Origin of the sequence: Microbacterium maritypicum, assembly GCF_041529975.1 — a bacterium.
GTDB lineage: Bacteria > Actinomycetota > Actinomycetes > Actinomycetales > Microbacteriaceae > Microbacterium.
Genome location: NZ_CP168030.1, coordinates 438,783 through 454,172, shown reverse-complemented (window position 1 = coordinate 454,172; position 15,390 = coordinate 438,783). Strand labels below are relative to the sequence as shown.

The window sequence follows — 15,390 nt, the reverse complement described above, 5'->3', positions numbered from 1 at the left end:
CGCGCTCCGCCGCGGCGCGCGTCAACGGGACACGTCGGCATTGACACACCCCGGGACTTGTTTCTATAGTTCATTTAGTCCTAAACAAAGGGGTTCCAGTGACTCAGTCCTCGGCACGGTCCGACATCATGCGCTCCGCCGTCCTCGCCCAGGTCGGCGCGCTCGGCCCCACCTCGCGAGCAAGCCTCGCGCGGCTGCTGAGCGTGTCGCCGGCACTGGTCACCCAGATCACCAAGCAGCTGATCGCCGACGGGCTGCTCGTCGAGCTCGACCACAGCCCCTCGCAGGGCGGGCGTCCCGCACGACTGCTCGGACTCGTCGCCGACGCCGGCCGCGTCATCGGAGTGAAGGTCGCCGCGGACCACGTCACCGTGGTCGAGGTCGGCATCGACGGCACCGTCGTCCGCTCGGCGTCCGAGCCCTTCGATGCGGCGGCCGCGACGGCGATTCCCACCCTCGCCACCCTGCTGCGCGCCTTCATCGCCGGCGGCAGCGACCGCCCTCTCCTCGGAGTCGGCGTCGGTGTGCCGGGAGATGTGGACGACCAGAGTCTCGGCAACGTCGACTCGACGCAGCTGGGCTGGAGCCACGTACCGCTCGGCGACGTGCTCCGCCGCGAGTTGTCGCTCCCCGTGCTCGTCGAGAACAACGTCAACGCGCTCGCGATGGCCGAACTGCTCCACGGTCAGGCCCGAGGACACGACAACGTGCTCGTCGTCACCATCGGCACGGGCGTGGGCGCGGGCATCATCGCCGATGGCGCCGTGCTGCGGGGCCATGGCGGAGGGGCCGGCGAGATCGGCCACCTCCCGACACAGGAGGACGGTCCTCGCTGCGCCTGCGGCGCCGACGGCTGCCTCGAGTCGCTGATCGGCGAGGACGCCCTGGTGACCGCCGCTCGCGAGCGGGGGATCATCGGCGAGGCCGCCGGCATGCGTACCCTGCAGGGCCGCGCGAACGAGGGCGACACCGCCGCCCAGGAGGCGTTCTCGCATGCCGGACACCTGCTGGGACGGGCACTCGCCGGCATCGTCAACACGATCGACCCCGAGATCGTCATCCTCCTCGGCGAAGGCGTCGAGGCGTGGAACCACTGGTCCTACGGCTTCGAACCCGCCCTCCGTTCCGGCCTCATGCCCCGCAAGCGCGGCGTTCCGGTCGCCGTCGAGACCTGGCAGGACGACCGGTGGGCGCAGGGTGCGGCGAGCCTCGTGCTCGCGACACCGTTCGACGCGGCCGGCCGCACCGGCGAGCAGGGCCGACTGGTGCGCGAACGCCTGACCGAGCCCTCCCCGCGCGACGGGTCCCAGGGAGCAGCCCGCTGATGACCGCGGTCGAGTCCCCTCCGGCCGTGAAGGCCCCACCGACGACACCACGTCCTCCCGCACGCGGACGCCGCTCCCGGCGAGCGCGGTACGCGATCACCGTGCTGATCTTCCTGCTCCCCAGCGCCCTCCCGCTCGTCATGTTCACGCTCTACCCCATGGTGGGCGCATTATGGACGAGCCTGCACAGCTGGAACCTGCTGTCGCCGATGCAGTGGGTCGGCTTCGACAACTACGTCAAGCTCGTTCAGGATCCGGCGACGCACCGCGCCTTCCTCAACACGCTCTACTACCTGGTCGGGTACCTGCCGCTCGTCTACTTCGGCGGCCTCGCCCTTGCACTGGCCCTGAACAGCCGCATCCCCGCACGCAACCTGCTCCGCGGCGTCTACTTCTTGCCCGTCGTGACCAGCTGGATCGTCGTGGCGCTCGTCTGGCGCTGGCTGCTCAACCCCGACATCGGCATCGTGAACTTCGTCCTCGGCCTCGTCGGCATCGACGGACCGGGATGGTGGACGGACCCGGCGTGGGCGATGCCCTCGATCATCATCGCGTCGGCGTGGAAGGACCTCGGCTTCGTGATGATCATCCTGCTCGCCGGACTCCAGGCCATCCCCGCCGACCTCTACGAAGCCGCCCGCGTCGATGGCGCCGGCCCTTGGCGTCGGCTCGTGAGCGTCACCATGCCGATGCTGTCGCCGTCGACGTTCTTCGTCATCGTGATCTCGCTCATCAACGGCTTCCAGGTGTTCGACCAGGTGTATGCGATGACCGGAGGTGGACCGGCCGGCGCGAGCACGGTCGTGGTGCAGCAGATCTACGACCTCACCTTCCGATACGGGCGTGCCGGGGAGGCATCCGCTCTCTCCTGGATGCTGTTCCTCCTCGTGCTGATCGTCACGATCGTGCAGATCCGCGGCCAGAAGAAGTGGGTGAACTATGCGTAAGCGCCTGGGCACGATCGCCCTGACGGCCGTCGTCGTAGTCGGGGCACTGCTCATGTTCTTCCCGTTCCTGTGGACGATCGTGACCTCGATCTCCCCCGGGGCCGGGCTCTCCTCCACCCCTCCCCTGATCCCGGAGAACCCCTCGTTCTCGGCCTATACCGAGCTCTTCGCGAACACGCCGTTCGCTCGCGTGGTGCTCAACTCACTGGTCCTCGCCGTCGTCACCACGCTGCTGCAGCTCCTGACGAGCTCGATGGCCGCCTACGTGTTCAGCCGGATGCCCTTCCCCGGGCGGGACGCGGTTTTCGCGGTGTACCTCGCGACCATGATGATCCCGATCCAGGTGCTGATCGTGCCCCTGTTCGTGCAGATGCGCGATCTCCAGCTCGTCGACACCTACCTCGGCGTGCTGCTGCCGAGCGTGGCGAGCGCCTTCGGGGTGTTCCTGCTCCGGCAGGCGATGAACTCGGTGCCGCGCGAACTCGACGAGGCCGCCACGCTCGACGGCGCCGGGCACTTCCGCATCTTCGGCACGATCGTGCTGCCGCTCGTCGGCCCGACGATCGCCACACTCACCGTGTTCGCGTTCATGAGCAGCTGGAACAGCTTCCTCTGGCCGCTGATCATCCTGCGCTCCGCCGAGCTGCAGACGCTGCCCCTCGCGCTCGCCGGACTCCAGGGCCAGTACACGACGCAGTGGGACGTGATGATGGCGGGCTCGGTCGTCTCGATCCTCCCCATGCTCGCCATCTACGTCTTCGCCCAGCGATATGTCATCCAGGGCGTCGCCAGCTCCGGGATCAAGTGACCCGCAGCGCCTGCACCATCTGCACCACCCGATCACGCACCACCCGATGAGAAGGAGAACACCCACCATGTCACGCACAGCATGGACCCCGGTCGGCACCGTCGCCGCCCTCGCGGTCGTCGGACTGACGCTCGCCGGTTGCTCGTCCGGAGGCACGGAAGCCTCCGGCGACGGCGACAAGGTCACCATCACCTACTCGAACTTCATCTCCAACGGCGGGAACGAGGAGAACCTCGCCACCATCGTGAAGGCGTTCGAGAAGGAGAACCCCGATGTGAAGGTCGACGTCACGACCCTCCCGTACGCGGACTACTTCACGGCGTTGCAGACCGACCTCGCCGGCGGCACGGTGTCGGATGTCTTCGACATCGAGTTCGCGAACTACGCGGCCTACCAGGCCAACGGCGTGCTCGCTCCTCTGGACGGCGTCGACACCGACCTGTACCAGGCATCCCTCGCCGACGCCTACGCCACGGACGGCACGCAGTACGCTCTGCCGAGCTCGTTCTCGAACGTCGTGCTGTTCTACAACGCCGACCTGTTCGACGCCGCCGGCATCGAGTATCCGACCTCCGACTGGACCTGGGCAGACGAGCAGGCCGCCGCGGAGAAGCTGACGGATGCCGGAGCCGGCGTCTGGGGCGACTACCAGCCGATCAGCTACCACGAGTACTACAAGGCCGTGGCTCAGGCCGGTGGCGACTTCCTGAACGAGGACGGCTCGGCCGCAGCGTTCAACTCACCCGAGGGCCTCGCGGCCGCCGAGTGGCTGGTCGGCAAGAGCGGCACCACGATGCCGACGGCCGAGCAGGGTGCAGGCACCCCCGACTTCGACAGTGGACTGTTCGCCGAGGGCAAGCTCGCCATGTGGCACACGGGAATCTGGATGTTCGGCGGCCTCGCCGACGCCGGCTTCGCGTGGGACATCGCGGTCGAGCCGGGTGACACCACGGCCGCGAGCGCACTGTTCTCGAACGGCGTCGCGGTGTCGGCCGGCACGAAGAACGCGGATGCCGCCCAGCGCTTCGCGGAGTTCCTGACCAGCTCGAAGACCATGGTCGACGTGCGGCTGGACAGCGGGTGGGAGCTGCCGCCGATCGCCGACGAGAGCCAGCTCGACGCCTACCTCGACAAGGGCGACCCGGCGAACCGTCAGGCCGTCTTCGACTCGCTGGAGCAGGTCGCTCTCGCGCCGTCGATCGGGGAGGGCCAGACCGAGATGCAAGACATCGTGAGCGAAGAGCTCACCGAGGCCGCCGCGGGGCGCAAGAGCGTCCAGGAGGCACTCGACTCCGCGGAAGAGCGCGTCAACGCGCTGCTCGGCTGACGCCACACCACCCCGGGGCGGGCCGACCGGCCCGCCCCTCTGACCCCAGGAGTTCCCCCGATGACGTCCCCCGTGCACACCGACCTCGGTGCCCTCCTCGCGCACTCGCGATCCGTGATCACCTCCCTGCAGGAGCCGAACGGCGCCTATCCCGCCAGCCCGGACTTCTCCGCATACCGCGGATACTGCTGGTTCCGCGACGGCGCGTTCATCGCCGACGGCGTCTCGGCGGCGGGGGCGGTCGAGTCCGCGACCGCGTTCTTCGACTGGTGCTCGGACGTGCTGATCCGGCATGAGAGCACGATCGAGGAGATCGTCGCGGGGGCTCGATCCGGGCGGCCGTTGCCCGACGACCGGATGCTGCCCGCTCGCTTCACGATCGCCGGCGACCTCGGCGACGACGACTGGTGGGACTTCCAGCTCGACGGCTACGGAACCTGGCTCTGGGCCGCTGTGGCCCACGCCCAGCGGCACGGCCTCGACGCGCAGCGCTGGCGCCGCGCGGCCGAGCTCACGGTCGACTACCTCGTCAGCTCCTGGCAGCGGCCCTGCTTCGACTGGTGGGAGGAGCACTCCGAGCACGTGCACGTCTCGACGCTGGGCTGCATCGCGGCGGGGCTCTCCGCGGCGGCATCCGGCGGGCTGATCGAGGGCGAGCGCCTGCGGTCCGCGCTCGAGGCGCGGGATGCGATCGACCGGATGCTGCGCCATGACGGAACGGCCGACGGGCACCTGGTGAAGTGGATCGGGGACGACGTGGTCGACGGCAGCCTCAGCTCGCTGATCGCCCCGCTCGGGGTGATCCCGGCCGCTGACCCCCTCGCGGCGGGCACGGTCGGGGCCATCGAGCGCGAGCTCTCGGTCGACGGCGGCGTGCACCGCTTCCGCGCCGACACCTTCTTCGGCGGCGGACAGTGGCCGCTGCTGACCTGCTTCCTCGGGCTCGCGCAGGCCGCGACCGGAGACCGCGACGGCGCGCGGCGCTCACTCGAGTGGGCGGCGAGCACGGCGACCGCCGCACGGATGCTCCCGGAGCAGGTCGACGACCACCTGCTCGACCCGTCGTTCCGTCAGGAGTGGATCGACCGGTGGGGAACCGTGGCGACACCGCTGCTGTGGAGCCATGCGATGCTGCTGCGCCTCGCCGTCGAGCTCGGGGAGGTCGTCGCATGATCCGCCACCGCCCGGCCGGGTCCGGTCATCCGTACTCCGACGACACCGAGCAGCGCTCCCCCGTGCATCCGATCGCCGGCGCGCCCCTGCGCCTCGGTGTGCGGACCTCCGCCGACGCCGAATCGGTCGAGGTCGAGCTCGAGGTCCGGGATGCCGACGGCATGCGCTCCGAGCGGCACCCCCTCTCGCCCGTAGCCCGCTCGTCGCGGGGACAGGCCGTCGACGGCGGCCACCTGGCGTCTGCGCAGGCCCGACAGGATCGAGCAGCCGGAGGGTGGGAGCTGACTCTGCCGGCCGTCGCGCCCGGGACGACGCTGCGCTACCGTTTCACCGCTCTGCGCCCCGGTGACTCCGCAGAGACCACGCGCTGGTTCGACTGCCGAGTCGCGACCTGGCGGCCCGGCGCCTCCGACACGGTACGCGTGAGCGGCTCTCCGTCCGTCGCCGCGCGACCGTCGGAGATCGAGGTTCTGGACGACGGCGAGCGGATCCTGCGCGTGCGCTTCGTCCTGCCGCTGACCGCCGGTGAGCACGTGACCGGTCTGGGCGAGCGCTTCGATGCCCTGGACCACCGTGGCGAACGCCTCGACTCCATGGTCTTCGAGCAGTACAAGAGCCAAGGCGCCCACCGTCGGACCTACCTGCCCATGCCGTTCGCACACATCGTGGGCGGCAGCGGCTGGGGTCTGCACGTGCGCACCTCGCGGCGAGTGTGGTTCGACCTCGGCGCATCGGACGCGACGCGACTCGTCATCGAGACGGAGACCGACGCCCGCACCGATACCGAGGCTCTCGATCTCGCTCTGTACGCGGGCACCCCGACCCAGGTGCTCGATGCATTCCTCGACGAGGTCGGACACCCCACGGAGCTCCCGGACTGGGTGTTCCGGCTGTGGGCGAGCGGCAACGAATGGAACACGCAGGCCGAGGTCGAGCGGCAGATGGATCTGCACCGCGAGCACGACATCCCGGTCGGCTCGGTCGTGATCGAGGCCTGGAGCGACGAGAGCACGTTCACGGCGTTCCGCGACGCGCAGTACGACGTGCGCACCGACGGCGGGCCTCTCCGTCTGGCGGACTTCTCGTTCCCTGCCGAGGGCGCGTGGACCGACCCGAAGGGGATGGTCGACCGGCTGCACGCGCAGGACATCCGCGTGCACCTGTGGCAGATCCCGCTCATGAAGATGCGCCCGCACCCGCAGGGGCAGGCGCGCGCCGACGCGGACGCCGCGATCCGGGAGGACGTGCTGATCAAGGAGGTCGCCCCTGACGGCTCGCTGCGCCCGTACCGCAACCGCGGTTGGTGGTTCCCCCTCGGCCTCATGCCGGACCTGACCGATGAGCGCGCCGCGCACTGGTGGACCGAGAAGCGCCGCTACCTCGTGGAAGAGGTCGGCGTCGACGGGTTCAAGACCGACGGCGGCGAGCACGCCTGGGGTGCGGACCTGCGCTATCTCGACGGCAGCCACGGCGATGAGTCGAACAACCTCTTCCCGGTGGCGTACGCCGCGGCATACGGGCGGCTGCTCACCTCAGCCGGAAAGGCGCCGGTGACATTCAGCCGTGCCGGTTTCACGGGGTCCCAGGCGCACGGCGCGTTCTGGGCCGGCGACGAGAACTCCACCTGGGAGGCCTTCCGCTGGTCGATGTTCGCCGGGCTCTCGGCCGCCGCCAGCGGCATCCTCTACTGGGGCTGGGACATCGCCGGGTTCTCAGGCGACATCCCGGACCCCGAGCTGTACGTGCGGGCGATGTCGGCCAGCGTCTTCGTGCCGATCATGCAGTACCACTCCGAGTTCAACCACCACCGTCTCCCGTCGCGCGACCGCACGCCCTGGAACATCGCCGAGCGCACCGGAGACCACTCGGTGATCGCCGAGGTGCGCGCGCTCGTGCACCTGCGCGAACGCCTCGTGCCGTATCTGGCGGAGCAGGCGCGAGCGTCGATCCGCACGAGCCGGCCCCTGATGCGACCGCTCTATTTCGACCACCCCGCCGACGCGCAGGTGTGGGAGTATCCACTCCAGTGGATGCTGGGGGACGAACTGCTCGTCGCGCCGGTCCTCGAGCCCGGCGCCGTGGAGTGGCCGGTGTATCTGCCGCCCGGTGACTGGGTCGACGTGTGGACGGGCGAGTCGGTGCCGGGGGGCGCGGTCGTGACGCCCCGCACCCCGCGCGACCGCATCCCGGTTTTCGCCCGTGCATCGTCGTGGCCGGGTCTGCAGGCGGTCTTCGCGATCTGAGCCGCGCCCCGGCCCCGCTTCTCGGCGAGAGCGGGGTCGCGGCGGTGTCCGTCGGCTAGACCCCGACGACCCGCGGGTCGACAGGCGCGGGCGGAGCAGAGCGAGGTGCCGGGGGCGGCGGCGGGGCGAGCTGGCGCTGAGGCACGCCATGCGCCTCGCGGTGCAGGCGCTCCATGCGGCTGTCGAGTTCGGAGGCGGCATCCGCGGCATCCGACAGGCTGTCGACGAGGTGCGAGGGCACCTGGTTCGAGAACTTGTAATAGATCTTGTGCTCGAGACTGGCCCAGAAGTCCATCGCGATCGTGCGGAACTGCACCTCGACCGGCACCGCCAGCGCGCCGGTCGACAGGAACACGGGCACCTCGATGATCGCGTGCAGGCTCTTGTAGCCGTTGTCCTTCGGGTGCGCGATGTAGTCCTTGACGGTGCGCACCGTGACATCGTCCTGCGCGGTGAGGAGGTCGAACAGCCGGTACACGTCGGCGACGAAACTGCAGGTCACGCGCACGCCGGCGATGTCGGTGATCTCGGCGCGGATGCGGTCGAAGTCGGGCTCGTCGATTCCCTTGCGGGCGATCTTCTCGACGATGCTGTCCGGCGACTTCAGCCGGCTCTTCACATGCTCGATCGGGTTGTACGCGTGGTCGTGCGTGAACTCGTCGCGGAGGATCGAGATCTTCGTCTCGACCTCGCGCATCCCGAACTCGTACTCGCGCAGGAACCGCTGCAGCTCGTCACGCAGCACGCGGGCCTGGTTGATCGTGTCCTCGGTGACGTGAACGGTCGACATGGCATCGACGTTACGCGTTCGTGATCGGAAACCGCTGTGGATGCGCGATGTCCTCACGACTCACATGCGGCGGGCTCCGGGGCGCGGGCCTGCGACGTCCGCCCGCGTGTCGACGAGGTGCTGGCCGGAGAGGACACCGGGCAGGCCGCGCCCGGAGCGGGTCGTGAACAACAGGACGACCGCGACGAGGAACAGCACGGCCGCCGCGAACCCGAAGATCCCGCCGGGCAGCTGAAGAGCGCTGATCCCTCCGATGCCGCCCGCCCAGCGCAGGAGGCGCGCGAACGGTGCCGGCAGACGCGATCCCGTGTAGCGGAGCTGCACGGCGATGTCACCGATCGAACGCCCGCCGATCAGGATCAGCACCAGGAACAGTGCGGACGGGACGATCGTGGCCGCCGCGGACGAGAGAGTGCCGTCGAGCACCGCGGCGCGGTCCTTCACGACGAACTCCAGCCACACCTGCACGGTCACGCCGGCGCCCATGCTCAGGAAGCCGTAGCCGAGGAAGTCGCACAGCATGACGAGGGCGCGGCGACCGCGGGTCACAGGTCGCGGAAGGTCGGCGTCGGGGCGCACCTCCGCGCCGCGCAGCGACCGCGGGACGACCAGCGCCACGGTGCAGCCGACAACGGCGCCGAGGGTGTTCGTCATCAGATCACCCACGTCGAAGAAGCGATACGCGCAGGGGTAGACACCCCACACGCCTGTCGACTGCGTCGTCTCGATGAGCAGCGACAGTCCGAATCCGGCGGCGAGCGCCACCAGGATGCCGCGACCGGCGAGGACCCGCACGAAGAAGCCGAGCGGGAGGAACAGCAGCACGTTGAACACCAACTGCAGCAGTGCGGGCTGCCGCAGCGGGTTGCCCGGCGCCGCGAACGCCTTCTGCACGTCGCGCACGACCGACATCGGATCGGTGATCGCCCCGACGCAGCGGATCGTGTCCGGGTCGGGCAGCGGAAGCAGGGTGTACGTCCAGATCGCCCAGAAGTAGATGAGGGCCGACAGCCAGAGCAGCGTGCGCCCGAGGCCGAGCCGCCCGCGCCGACGGTAGCTGATCGCCACGAACGGCACGAACAGGAGGATGCCGAAAGCCACTCCGATCGCGATGGCGATGAACCCGAGCAGCACCTGATCTTCCACAGCGTGCCAGTGTAGCCGCGGCCGTAAGGATTCCGTGAGGGACCCGTATCCGACCGTAGGGATTCCGTGAGGATCGCGTGAGGATGCTGTCAGCAGGCGTAGTGTCGCCGGACGTGTCAAACGAAAACAGGGAGAGCGCGGACGCGCCCCCGCGCGCGAAGCGCATCATCATCGGGGAACCGCTGACGAGCCAGCAGGTCGACGACCAGCTGCTCCCCAAGCGCATGGCACTGCCGATCTTCGCGTCGGACGCGCTGAGCTCCGTGGCCTACGCGCCACAGGAGCTCGTGATGATCCTGCTGATCGGTGGACTCACCTTCCTCTCCTTCACGCCGCTCGTCGCGATCTCGGTCGTGGTGCTGCTGATCGTGGTCGTGCTCAGCTACCGGCAGCTCATCAAGGCCTACCCCTCGGGCGGCGGCGACTACGAGGTCGCGTCGAAGAACCTGGGCGAGATCCCCGGCGTGATCGTCGCTGCAGCCCTCCTGGTCGACTACGTGCTGACCGTGGCCGTGTCGGTCGCATCCGGCGTCGACAACATCATCTCGGCGGTGCCCGGGCTCGACCCGTTCCGCGTGGAACTCGCGGTCGGCTTCGTGATCCTCATCATCGTCGTGAACCTGCGCGGGGTCCGCGAGGCGTCTCTCGTCTTCGCGATCCCGACGTACGTCTTCATCGCCTCAGTCGGCATCATGATCGTCACCGGCCTGATCCGCACGTTCCTGGGCGACGCCCCCGTCGCCTCGAGTGCGGACTTCTCCGTGCAGGCCGAGAGTCTCAGTCAGGCCGCCGTGATCCTGCTGATCCTGCGCGCGTTCTCGAGCGGTTGCTCCGCCCTCACCGGCGTCGAGGCCGTGTCGAACGGGGTTCCCGCGTTCCGGGCGCCCAAGGCGCGCAACGCCCAGTCGACGCTCGTGCTGATGGGGTCGATCGCCGCCTGTCTGTTCGCGGGGCTGACCGCCCTCGCCCTCATCACCGGTGTGCACTACGCCGAGAACCCGTGCGACCTGATCGGGTTCGACTGCACGAACCCGCAGCCGAGCCTGATGGCCCAGATCGCCTCGGCGACGTTCGGCGGCGGCAGCATCGCCTTCTTCATCGTGCAGGCCGCGACCGCATGTGTGCTGCTGCTCGCCGCGAACACCGCCTTCAACGGATTCCCCCTGCTGGGCGCCGTGCTCGCCCGCGACGGCTACGCCCCGAAGTCGCTCAACACCCGCGGCGACCGCCTGGTGTTCTCGAACGGCATGATCCTGCTCGGCATCGCCGCGATCGCCGTGCTCGTGGTGTTCCAGGCGAAGCTCACCACTCTGATCCAGCTGTACATCATCGGCGTATTCGTGTCGTTCTCGCTCGGGCAGATCGGCATGGTCCGGCACTGGCGACGAGTGCTGCGCGGACCGGTCGAAAGCAGGGCAGGATCCGGCATCGACGGAGCATCCGCCTCCGATCGTCGTTCGGCGAAGATCGGGCTCATCATCAACTCGGCCGGCGCAGTGATGACCGTGCTCGTGCTCCTCATCGTGACGATCACCAAGTTCACGCACGGCGCCTACCTGGTGTTCTTCGCGATTCCGATCCTCGCGTTCCTCATGCTGGGCGTGAAGCGGTACTACCGCGACGTCGAGCACGAGATCGCGATCGACGACACCACCAAGTTCGGCGCGACCGGCGACCTCGCGATCGTGCTCGTGAACCGACTGCAGAAGCCCGTCGTGAAGGCCATCGACTATGCGATCGCGGCCAAGCACGGCAAGACGCTCGCGGTGCACGTGGCCGTCGCCTCCGACGACGCCGCCACGCTGCAGCAGGAGTGGGCCGACCACCTCGTGCCCATCCCGCTCGTGATCGTCGAGTCGCCGTACCGCTCGTTCGCGCAGCCGGTCACCCAGTTCATCAAGCAGTATCGCGAGAAGCACGGCTCGTCCGTCGTGACCGTCTACCTGCCGCAGTACATCGTGGGGCACTGGTGGGAGTCGTTCCTGCACAACCGTCGCGCCCGCCGCCTCGCCAACCAGCTGATGCTCGTGCACGGGGTGTCGATCACCCTCGTGCCCTGGCTGCTCGACTCGTCGGAGCTCATCTACGGCCGCCGTTCCCGTCCGCTGCCGGGCCAGGAGCGCGCCGGGCGGCCCGTGGTCGTGAACGGACGCCGCGCGCACCGACCAGCCGGTCCGCCGCAGGAGTAGTCGCCGCGGCTTTCGTCACGCCCCGGCGAGCACCGAACCGAGGATGCCGGCGGCCTCGGCGAAGCGGCCGGGGTCGGCATTCGCGTAGTTGAGCCGCACGTACGAGCCCGAGGGCTCCGCCGGGAACCACTCGGACCCGGGGGCGATGATCACGCCCCGCACCTCGCAGTCGCGGACGACCTGCACGACATCCGTCCCTTCGGGGAGCCGCACCCACAGGTTCAGGCCCCCTGCCGGGATGCCCTCGACCTGCGCCGACGGGGCGTGCTCGGCCAGGCTCGAGACCAGCAGGTCGCGGCGCGCGCGCAGGTGCTCGCGGAACCCGCGCAGGTGCGTGCGCCATGCCGGCTGCGTGACCACGTCGAGCGCGGCGGCCTGCAGCAGCCCGCTCACGTACATGGACTCCGCCGCGCGGTCGGCCAGGATCCGCTCTCGCGCAGGCCCCCGGGCGATCACGGCCGCGACGCGCAGGGCGGGCGAAGCGCTCTTGGTGAGTGAGCGCAGGTACACGACATGACCGTCATCGTCGGAGGCGGCGACCGGCCGCGGCTCGGCATCGATCCCCAGGTCGTGCGCCCAGTCGTCCTCGATCAGGAAAGCCCCGTGCCGGCGCACGGTCTCGAGCACGGCCTCCCCGTTCGCGACCGGCCACTGGGCACCGGTCGGGTTCGCGAACGTCGGCTGCGCGTAGAACGCTCGGGCCCCCGTCTGCGCGAACGCCCGTTCCACGTCATCCGGATCGGGGCCCTGGGGGCCGGAGGGGATCGGCACCAGCACGACACCCGCCTGCGCGGCGGCGAGCAGCGCGCCCCAGTAGGTGGGCGACTCGACGAGCAGCGGCTGCCCAGGGCCCACGACCGCACGGAAGATCGAGCTCAGCCCGCTCTGACTGCCTGAGATGACGAGAGCATCGCGCGCCGATGCGGGTGTGACGCCGGCGGGTGCGGTGGCGGCGAGCTCTCCGGCGAACCAGGCCTGCAGCTCCGGCAGCCCCGCGGCGGGCGAGCGGGTCAGCGCCGCATCGGTGCGTGCGGCACGCACGAGCGCCTGCCGTACGAGCCGCTCCGGCAGCAGCTCGACCGCGGGGTAGCCGGAGTGGAGCCCGATCGCCTCCGGGGACACTGTGCGCTGCGTGGACGACAGGCCCGCGAGTCCGGCGGGCGCGGTGCCGAGCGCTGCGGTCTGCCAGCCGTAGTCGGCTGAGCGGGCGGGGCGGATCGCGCGGACGAACGTGCCGGCGCCCGGACGCGACTCCACCAGCCCGAGCCGGACGAGCTGCTGCATCGCCTTCTGCACGGTCACCGGGCTCGCCCCGTACTCCGCCATGAGCGCCCGGTTCGACGGCACGCGCGCCCCCGGAGATGCCGAGGCGACCCATGCGCGGACACCGGCGACGATCCGGTCACTGCTATCCTGACTCATGAAATTAGAGAGTAGCGTTATCGCTCCGCGATCGACAGTGCTATCGACGCACGCCGGCCTCTGGTGGGGGCTACTCGGCGTCACCGCCTTCTCGTTCACCCTCCCGTTCACACGGATCGCCGTCGACGGCCTCTCCCCGCTGTTCATCGGCGCAGGGCGCGCGGTCGTCGCCGCCCTCCTCGCCGGAATCGCCCTGGCCGCGACACGGCAGCGCATCCCGACGCGAGTGCAGTGGTGGCGATTGGCCATCGTCGCCGGCGGAGTCGTGGCCGGATTCCCGCTGCTCACCTCCTTCGCGATGACCACGACCCCCGCCAGTCACGGCGCCGTCGTGGTCGGCCTGCTGCCCGCCGCGACCGCCGTCGCCGTGGTGGTCCGCACCGGCGAGCGCCCGAACCGCTCCTTCTGGGTCTTCGCGATCGTCGGCGCGGTCGCCGCCGTCGTGTTCGCCGCCCTGCAGAACGGCGGACTCGGCTCCCTCACCGCTGCCGACCTGCTGCTGTTCGGTGCCGTGTTGGCCGCGGCGATCGGCTACGCGGAAGGCGGTCTGCTCGCCCGCGAGCTCGGCTCCTGGCAGACGGTGTCGTGGGCACTCATCGTCGCCGCTCCCCTCATGGTCGTCCTCACCGTGGTGTCGGCGATCCAGCAGCCACCCGCAGCGAGCCCCGTGCAATGGCTCGCATTCGCCTACCTTGCCGCGGTGAGCATGTTCCTCGGATTCTTCGCCTGGTACCGCGGACTCGCGATCGGACCGATGGCGCAGGTGAGCCAGATCCAGCTCGTCCAGCCCGTGATGAGCATCGCGTGGGCCGCCCTCCTGCTGCACGAGCCGATCGGCTGGGCCACCGCCGTCGGAGGTCTCGCCGTCATCGCCTGCGCCGCGCTCGCGGTGCGCACGCGCCTGAAAGACCGCCCCCGAACCGACCGGCCGCCCCGAGAAGAGGAGTCCTGATGCGCCACACACCCCGCTACCTGATGACTGACCCCGACGAGGTCAAGCGCCTCATCCGCGGCAACCCGTGGGCGACGTTCGTCTCCCCGGCGAGCACCGGACTCGTCGCCTCGCACTACCCTGCGCTGCTCATCGAGGACGAGGAGGGCATCGTGATCGCCAGCCACTTCGGACGGCCCGACGATGAGCTCCACGAACTCGGTCGGCACGAGGTTCTCGTGATCATCCAGGGGCCGCACGATTACGTCTCACCGAGCCTGTATCCGCCGGGCGACCTGGTCCCCACGTGGAACCACGTGACCGCGCACCTCTACGGCACCCCCGAGATCCTCAGCGAGGAGGAGAACTACGCCATGCTCACGCAGTTGACCGACCACTTCGAGAACGGGCAGGACCACGGTCGGCATCTGTCGGAGGACGAGCCGGGCACTCGCCGAGCGGCGAAGGGCACGGTCGGCCTGCGGATGCGCGTCGCCCGCTTCGATGCGCGCGCCAAGCTCAGCCAGAACAAGCCGCCCGAGGTGCGCGAGAACATCACCGCGCGGTTCGCCGAGACGAACAGCGCGCTCGCGTCGGAGATGCGGCGGGTCGACGGGGTGCGACCGTGATCGGCCTCTAGATGCAGGCCCAGCAGTACACGTGGTGGCCGGATGCGGCGGCGCGACGCGCGAGAGCGGCGAGGTCGCGCGCGAACGCAGCCAACTGCGCCGGATCCGCACCCTCGAGCTCCTCGGTCTGCGACCACGGCTCGGCCACCTCGGCCAGGCGCGCGTCGTCGGCTGCGGCGAGCGCAGATGCCAGAGCATCCGTCACCGTGATGATGATCCGGTCGTAGTCTTCGCTCATCGCGAGGTTGTGTCCGGCACGCGGGTCTTCGGTCACGTCGTCGTACGGGGCGCCCGTGAGCAGCGCCTCGAGCGTGCCGAGCTGCACGACGGGATCGATGCCGCCGAGCGTGCCGGCGTCGAAACCGGAGTCCGTCGCGGTCGGCCCGGCCTCCACGTCGAGGACCCGCACGGCCTCTTCGTCGGATGCGGCGGAGAAGTAGTCGTAGATCACACTCATGCT

13 protein-coding genes are annotated in these 15,390 nt (G+C 69.7%); 9 read left to right on the top strand and 4 right to left on the bottom strand.

Annotation, left to right across the window (positions count from 1 at the left end; all coding sequences use genetic code 11):
* The first annotated feature begins 98 nt into the window (after positions 1-98).
* From ACCO44_RS02195 to ACCO44_RS02170, 6 genes are all read left to right on the top strand, one after another.
* Positions 99-1,325: an ROK family transcriptional regulator gene (locus tag ACCO44_RS02195; protein WP_197021031.1), complete on the top strand. Its 1,227-nt coding sequence runs from the start codon at positions 99-101 to the stop codon at positions 1,323-1,325.
* A complete protein-coding gene (locus ACCO44_RS02190; protein WP_081859913.1) occupies positions 1,325-2,272 on the top strand; it encodes a carbohydrate ABC transporter permease in 948 nt (315 codons plus the stop codon). Before ACCO44_RS02195 ends, ACCO44_RS02190 begins: the two co-directional genes overlap by 1 nt.
* A complete protein-coding gene (locus tag ACCO44_RS02185) occupies positions 2,265-3,080 on the top strand; it encodes a carbohydrate ABC transporter permease (protein WP_372468119.1) in 816 nt (271 codons plus the stop codon). Before ACCO44_RS02190 ends, ACCO44_RS02185 begins: the two co-directional genes overlap by 8 nt.
* 67 nt (positions 3,081-3,147) lie before the next feature.
* Positions 3,148-4,407, top strand: a complete 1,260-nt coding sequence (locus tag ACCO44_RS02180; protein WP_372468118.1) for a sugar ABC transporter substrate-binding protein — start codon at positions 3,148-3,150, stop codon at positions 4,405-4,407.
* A 60-nt stretch (positions 4,408-4,467) separates the two neighbouring features.
* Positions 4,468-5,580, top strand: a complete 1,113-nt coding sequence (locus tag ACCO44_RS02175; RefSeq protein WP_029261462.1) for a glycoside hydrolase family 15 protein — start codon at positions 4,468-4,470, stop codon at positions 5,578-5,580.
* Positions 5,577-7,823 carry a TIM-barrel domain-containing protein gene (locus ACCO44_RS02170; RefSeq protein ID WP_372468117.1) on the top strand — a complete coding sequence of 749 codons (2,247 nt, stop codon included), beginning with the start codon at positions 5,577-5,579 and terminating at the stop codon, positions 7,821-7,823. Before ACCO44_RS02175 ends, ACCO44_RS02170 begins: the two co-directional genes overlap by 4 nt.
* 55 nt (positions 7,824-7,878) lie before the next feature.
* On the opposite strand, the gene ACCO44_RS02165 is transcribed toward ACCO44_RS02170, so the two are convergent.
* Together ACCO44_RS02165 and ACCO44_RS02160 are read right to left on the bottom strand one after the other, a co-directional pair.
* Positions 7,879-8,613: a GTP pyrophosphokinase family protein gene (locus ACCO44_RS02165; protein ID WP_036303193.1), complete on the bottom strand. Its 735-nt coding sequence runs from the start codon at positions 8,611-8,613 to the stop codon at positions 7,879-7,881.
* A gap of 60 nt (positions 8,614-8,673) precedes the next feature.
* Positions 8,674-9,759, bottom strand: coding sequence for a VanZ family protein (locus tag ACCO44_RS02160; RefSeq protein ID WP_372468116.1), 1,086 nt, complete (start codon positions 9,757-9,759; stop codon positions 8,674-8,676).
* Positions 9,760-9,842: 83 nt separating this feature from the next.
* Here ACCO44_RS02160 and ACCO44_RS02155 point away from each other — a divergent pair, with 83 nt between their 5' ends.
* The gene (locus tag ACCO44_RS02155) at positions 9,843-11,948 is read left to right on the top strand and encodes an APC family permease (protein ID WP_372468115.1); all 2,106 of its coding nucleotides are present in this window, start codon (positions 9,843-9,845) and stop codon (positions 11,946-11,948) included.
* A 15-nt stretch (positions 11,949-11,963) separates the two neighbouring features.
* On the opposite strand, the gene ACCO44_RS02150 is transcribed toward ACCO44_RS02155, so the two are convergent.
* The gene (locus ACCO44_RS02150; RefSeq protein ID WP_372468114.1) at positions 11,964-13,370 is read right to left on the bottom strand and encodes a PLP-dependent aminotransferase family protein; all 1,407 of its coding nucleotides are present in this window, start codon (positions 13,368-13,370) and stop codon (positions 11,964-11,966) included.
* Between ACCO44_RS02150 and ACCO44_RS02145 the strand changes: the two genes are divergently transcribed.
* Positions 13,369-14,322 (top strand): DMT family transporter, encoded by a 954-nt coding sequence (locus tag ACCO44_RS02145; protein WP_372468113.1) that lies wholly within the window; start codon positions 13,369-13,371, stop codon positions 14,320-14,322. The two genes, ACCO44_RS02150 and ACCO44_RS02145, sit on opposite strands and share 2 nt — an antisense overlap.
* Positions 14,322-14,930 carry an FMN-binding negative transcriptional regulator gene (locus ACCO44_RS02140; RefSeq protein WP_029261455.1) on the top strand — a complete coding sequence of 203 codons (609 nt, stop codon included), beginning with the start codon at positions 14,322-14,324 and terminating at the stop codon, positions 14,928-14,930. Before ACCO44_RS02145 ends, ACCO44_RS02140 begins: the two co-directional genes overlap by 1 nt.
* A gap of 7 nt (positions 14,931-14,937) precedes the next feature.
* On the opposite strand, the gene ACCO44_RS02135 is transcribed toward ACCO44_RS02140, so the two are convergent.
* Complete coding sequence (locus ACCO44_RS02135; RefSeq protein ID WP_372468111.1) at positions 14,938-15,387, bottom strand: hypothetical protein; 450 nt, start codon at positions 15,385-15,387, stop codon at positions 14,938-14,940.
* Positions 15,388-15,390: the final 3 nt, after the last annotated feature.

Coding starts and splice junctions, on each gene's coding strand:
- ACCO44_RS02190 (WP_081859913.1), top strand. CDS start 1,325: ATGACCGCGGTCGAGTCCCCTCCGGCCGTGAAGGCCCCACCGACGACA.
- ACCO44_RS02185 (WP_372468119.1), top strand. CDS start 2,265: ATGCGTAAGCGCCTGGGCACGATCGCCCTGACGGCCGTCGTCGTAGTC.
- ACCO44_RS02180 (WP_372468118.1), top strand. CDS start 3,148: ATGTCACGCACAGCATGGACCCCGGTCGGCACCGTCGCCGCCCTCGCG.
- ACCO44_RS02175 (WP_029261462.1), top strand. CDS start 4,468: ATGACGTCCCCCGTGCACACCGACCTCGGTGCCCTCCTCGCGCACTCG.
- ACCO44_RS02170 (WP_372468117.1), top strand. CDS start 5,577: ATGATCCGCCACCGCCCGGCCGGGTCCGGTCATCCGTACTCCGACGAC.
- ACCO44_RS02165 (WP_036303193.1), bottom strand. CDS start 8,613: ATGTCGACCGTTCACGTCACCGAGGACACGATCAACCAGGCCCGCGTG.
- ACCO44_RS02155 (WP_372468115.1), top strand. CDS start 9,843: ATGCTGTCAGCAGGCGTAGTGTCGCCGGACGTGTCAAACGAAAACAGG.
- ACCO44_RS02145 (WP_372468113.1), top strand. CDS start 13,369: ATGAAATTAGAGAGTAGCGTTATCGCTCCGCGATCGACAGTGCTATCG.
- ACCO44_RS02150 (WP_372468114.1), bottom strand. CDS start 13,370: ATGAGTCAGGATAGCAGTGACCGGATCGTCGCCGGTGTCCGCGCATGG.
- ACCO44_RS02140 (WP_029261455.1), top strand. CDS start 14,322: ATGCGCCACACACCCCGCTACCTGATGACTGACCCCGACGAGGTCAAG.
- ACCO44_RS02135 (WP_372468111.1), bottom strand. CDS start 15,387: ATGAGTGTGATCTACGACTACTTCTCCGCCGCATCCGACGAAGAGGCC.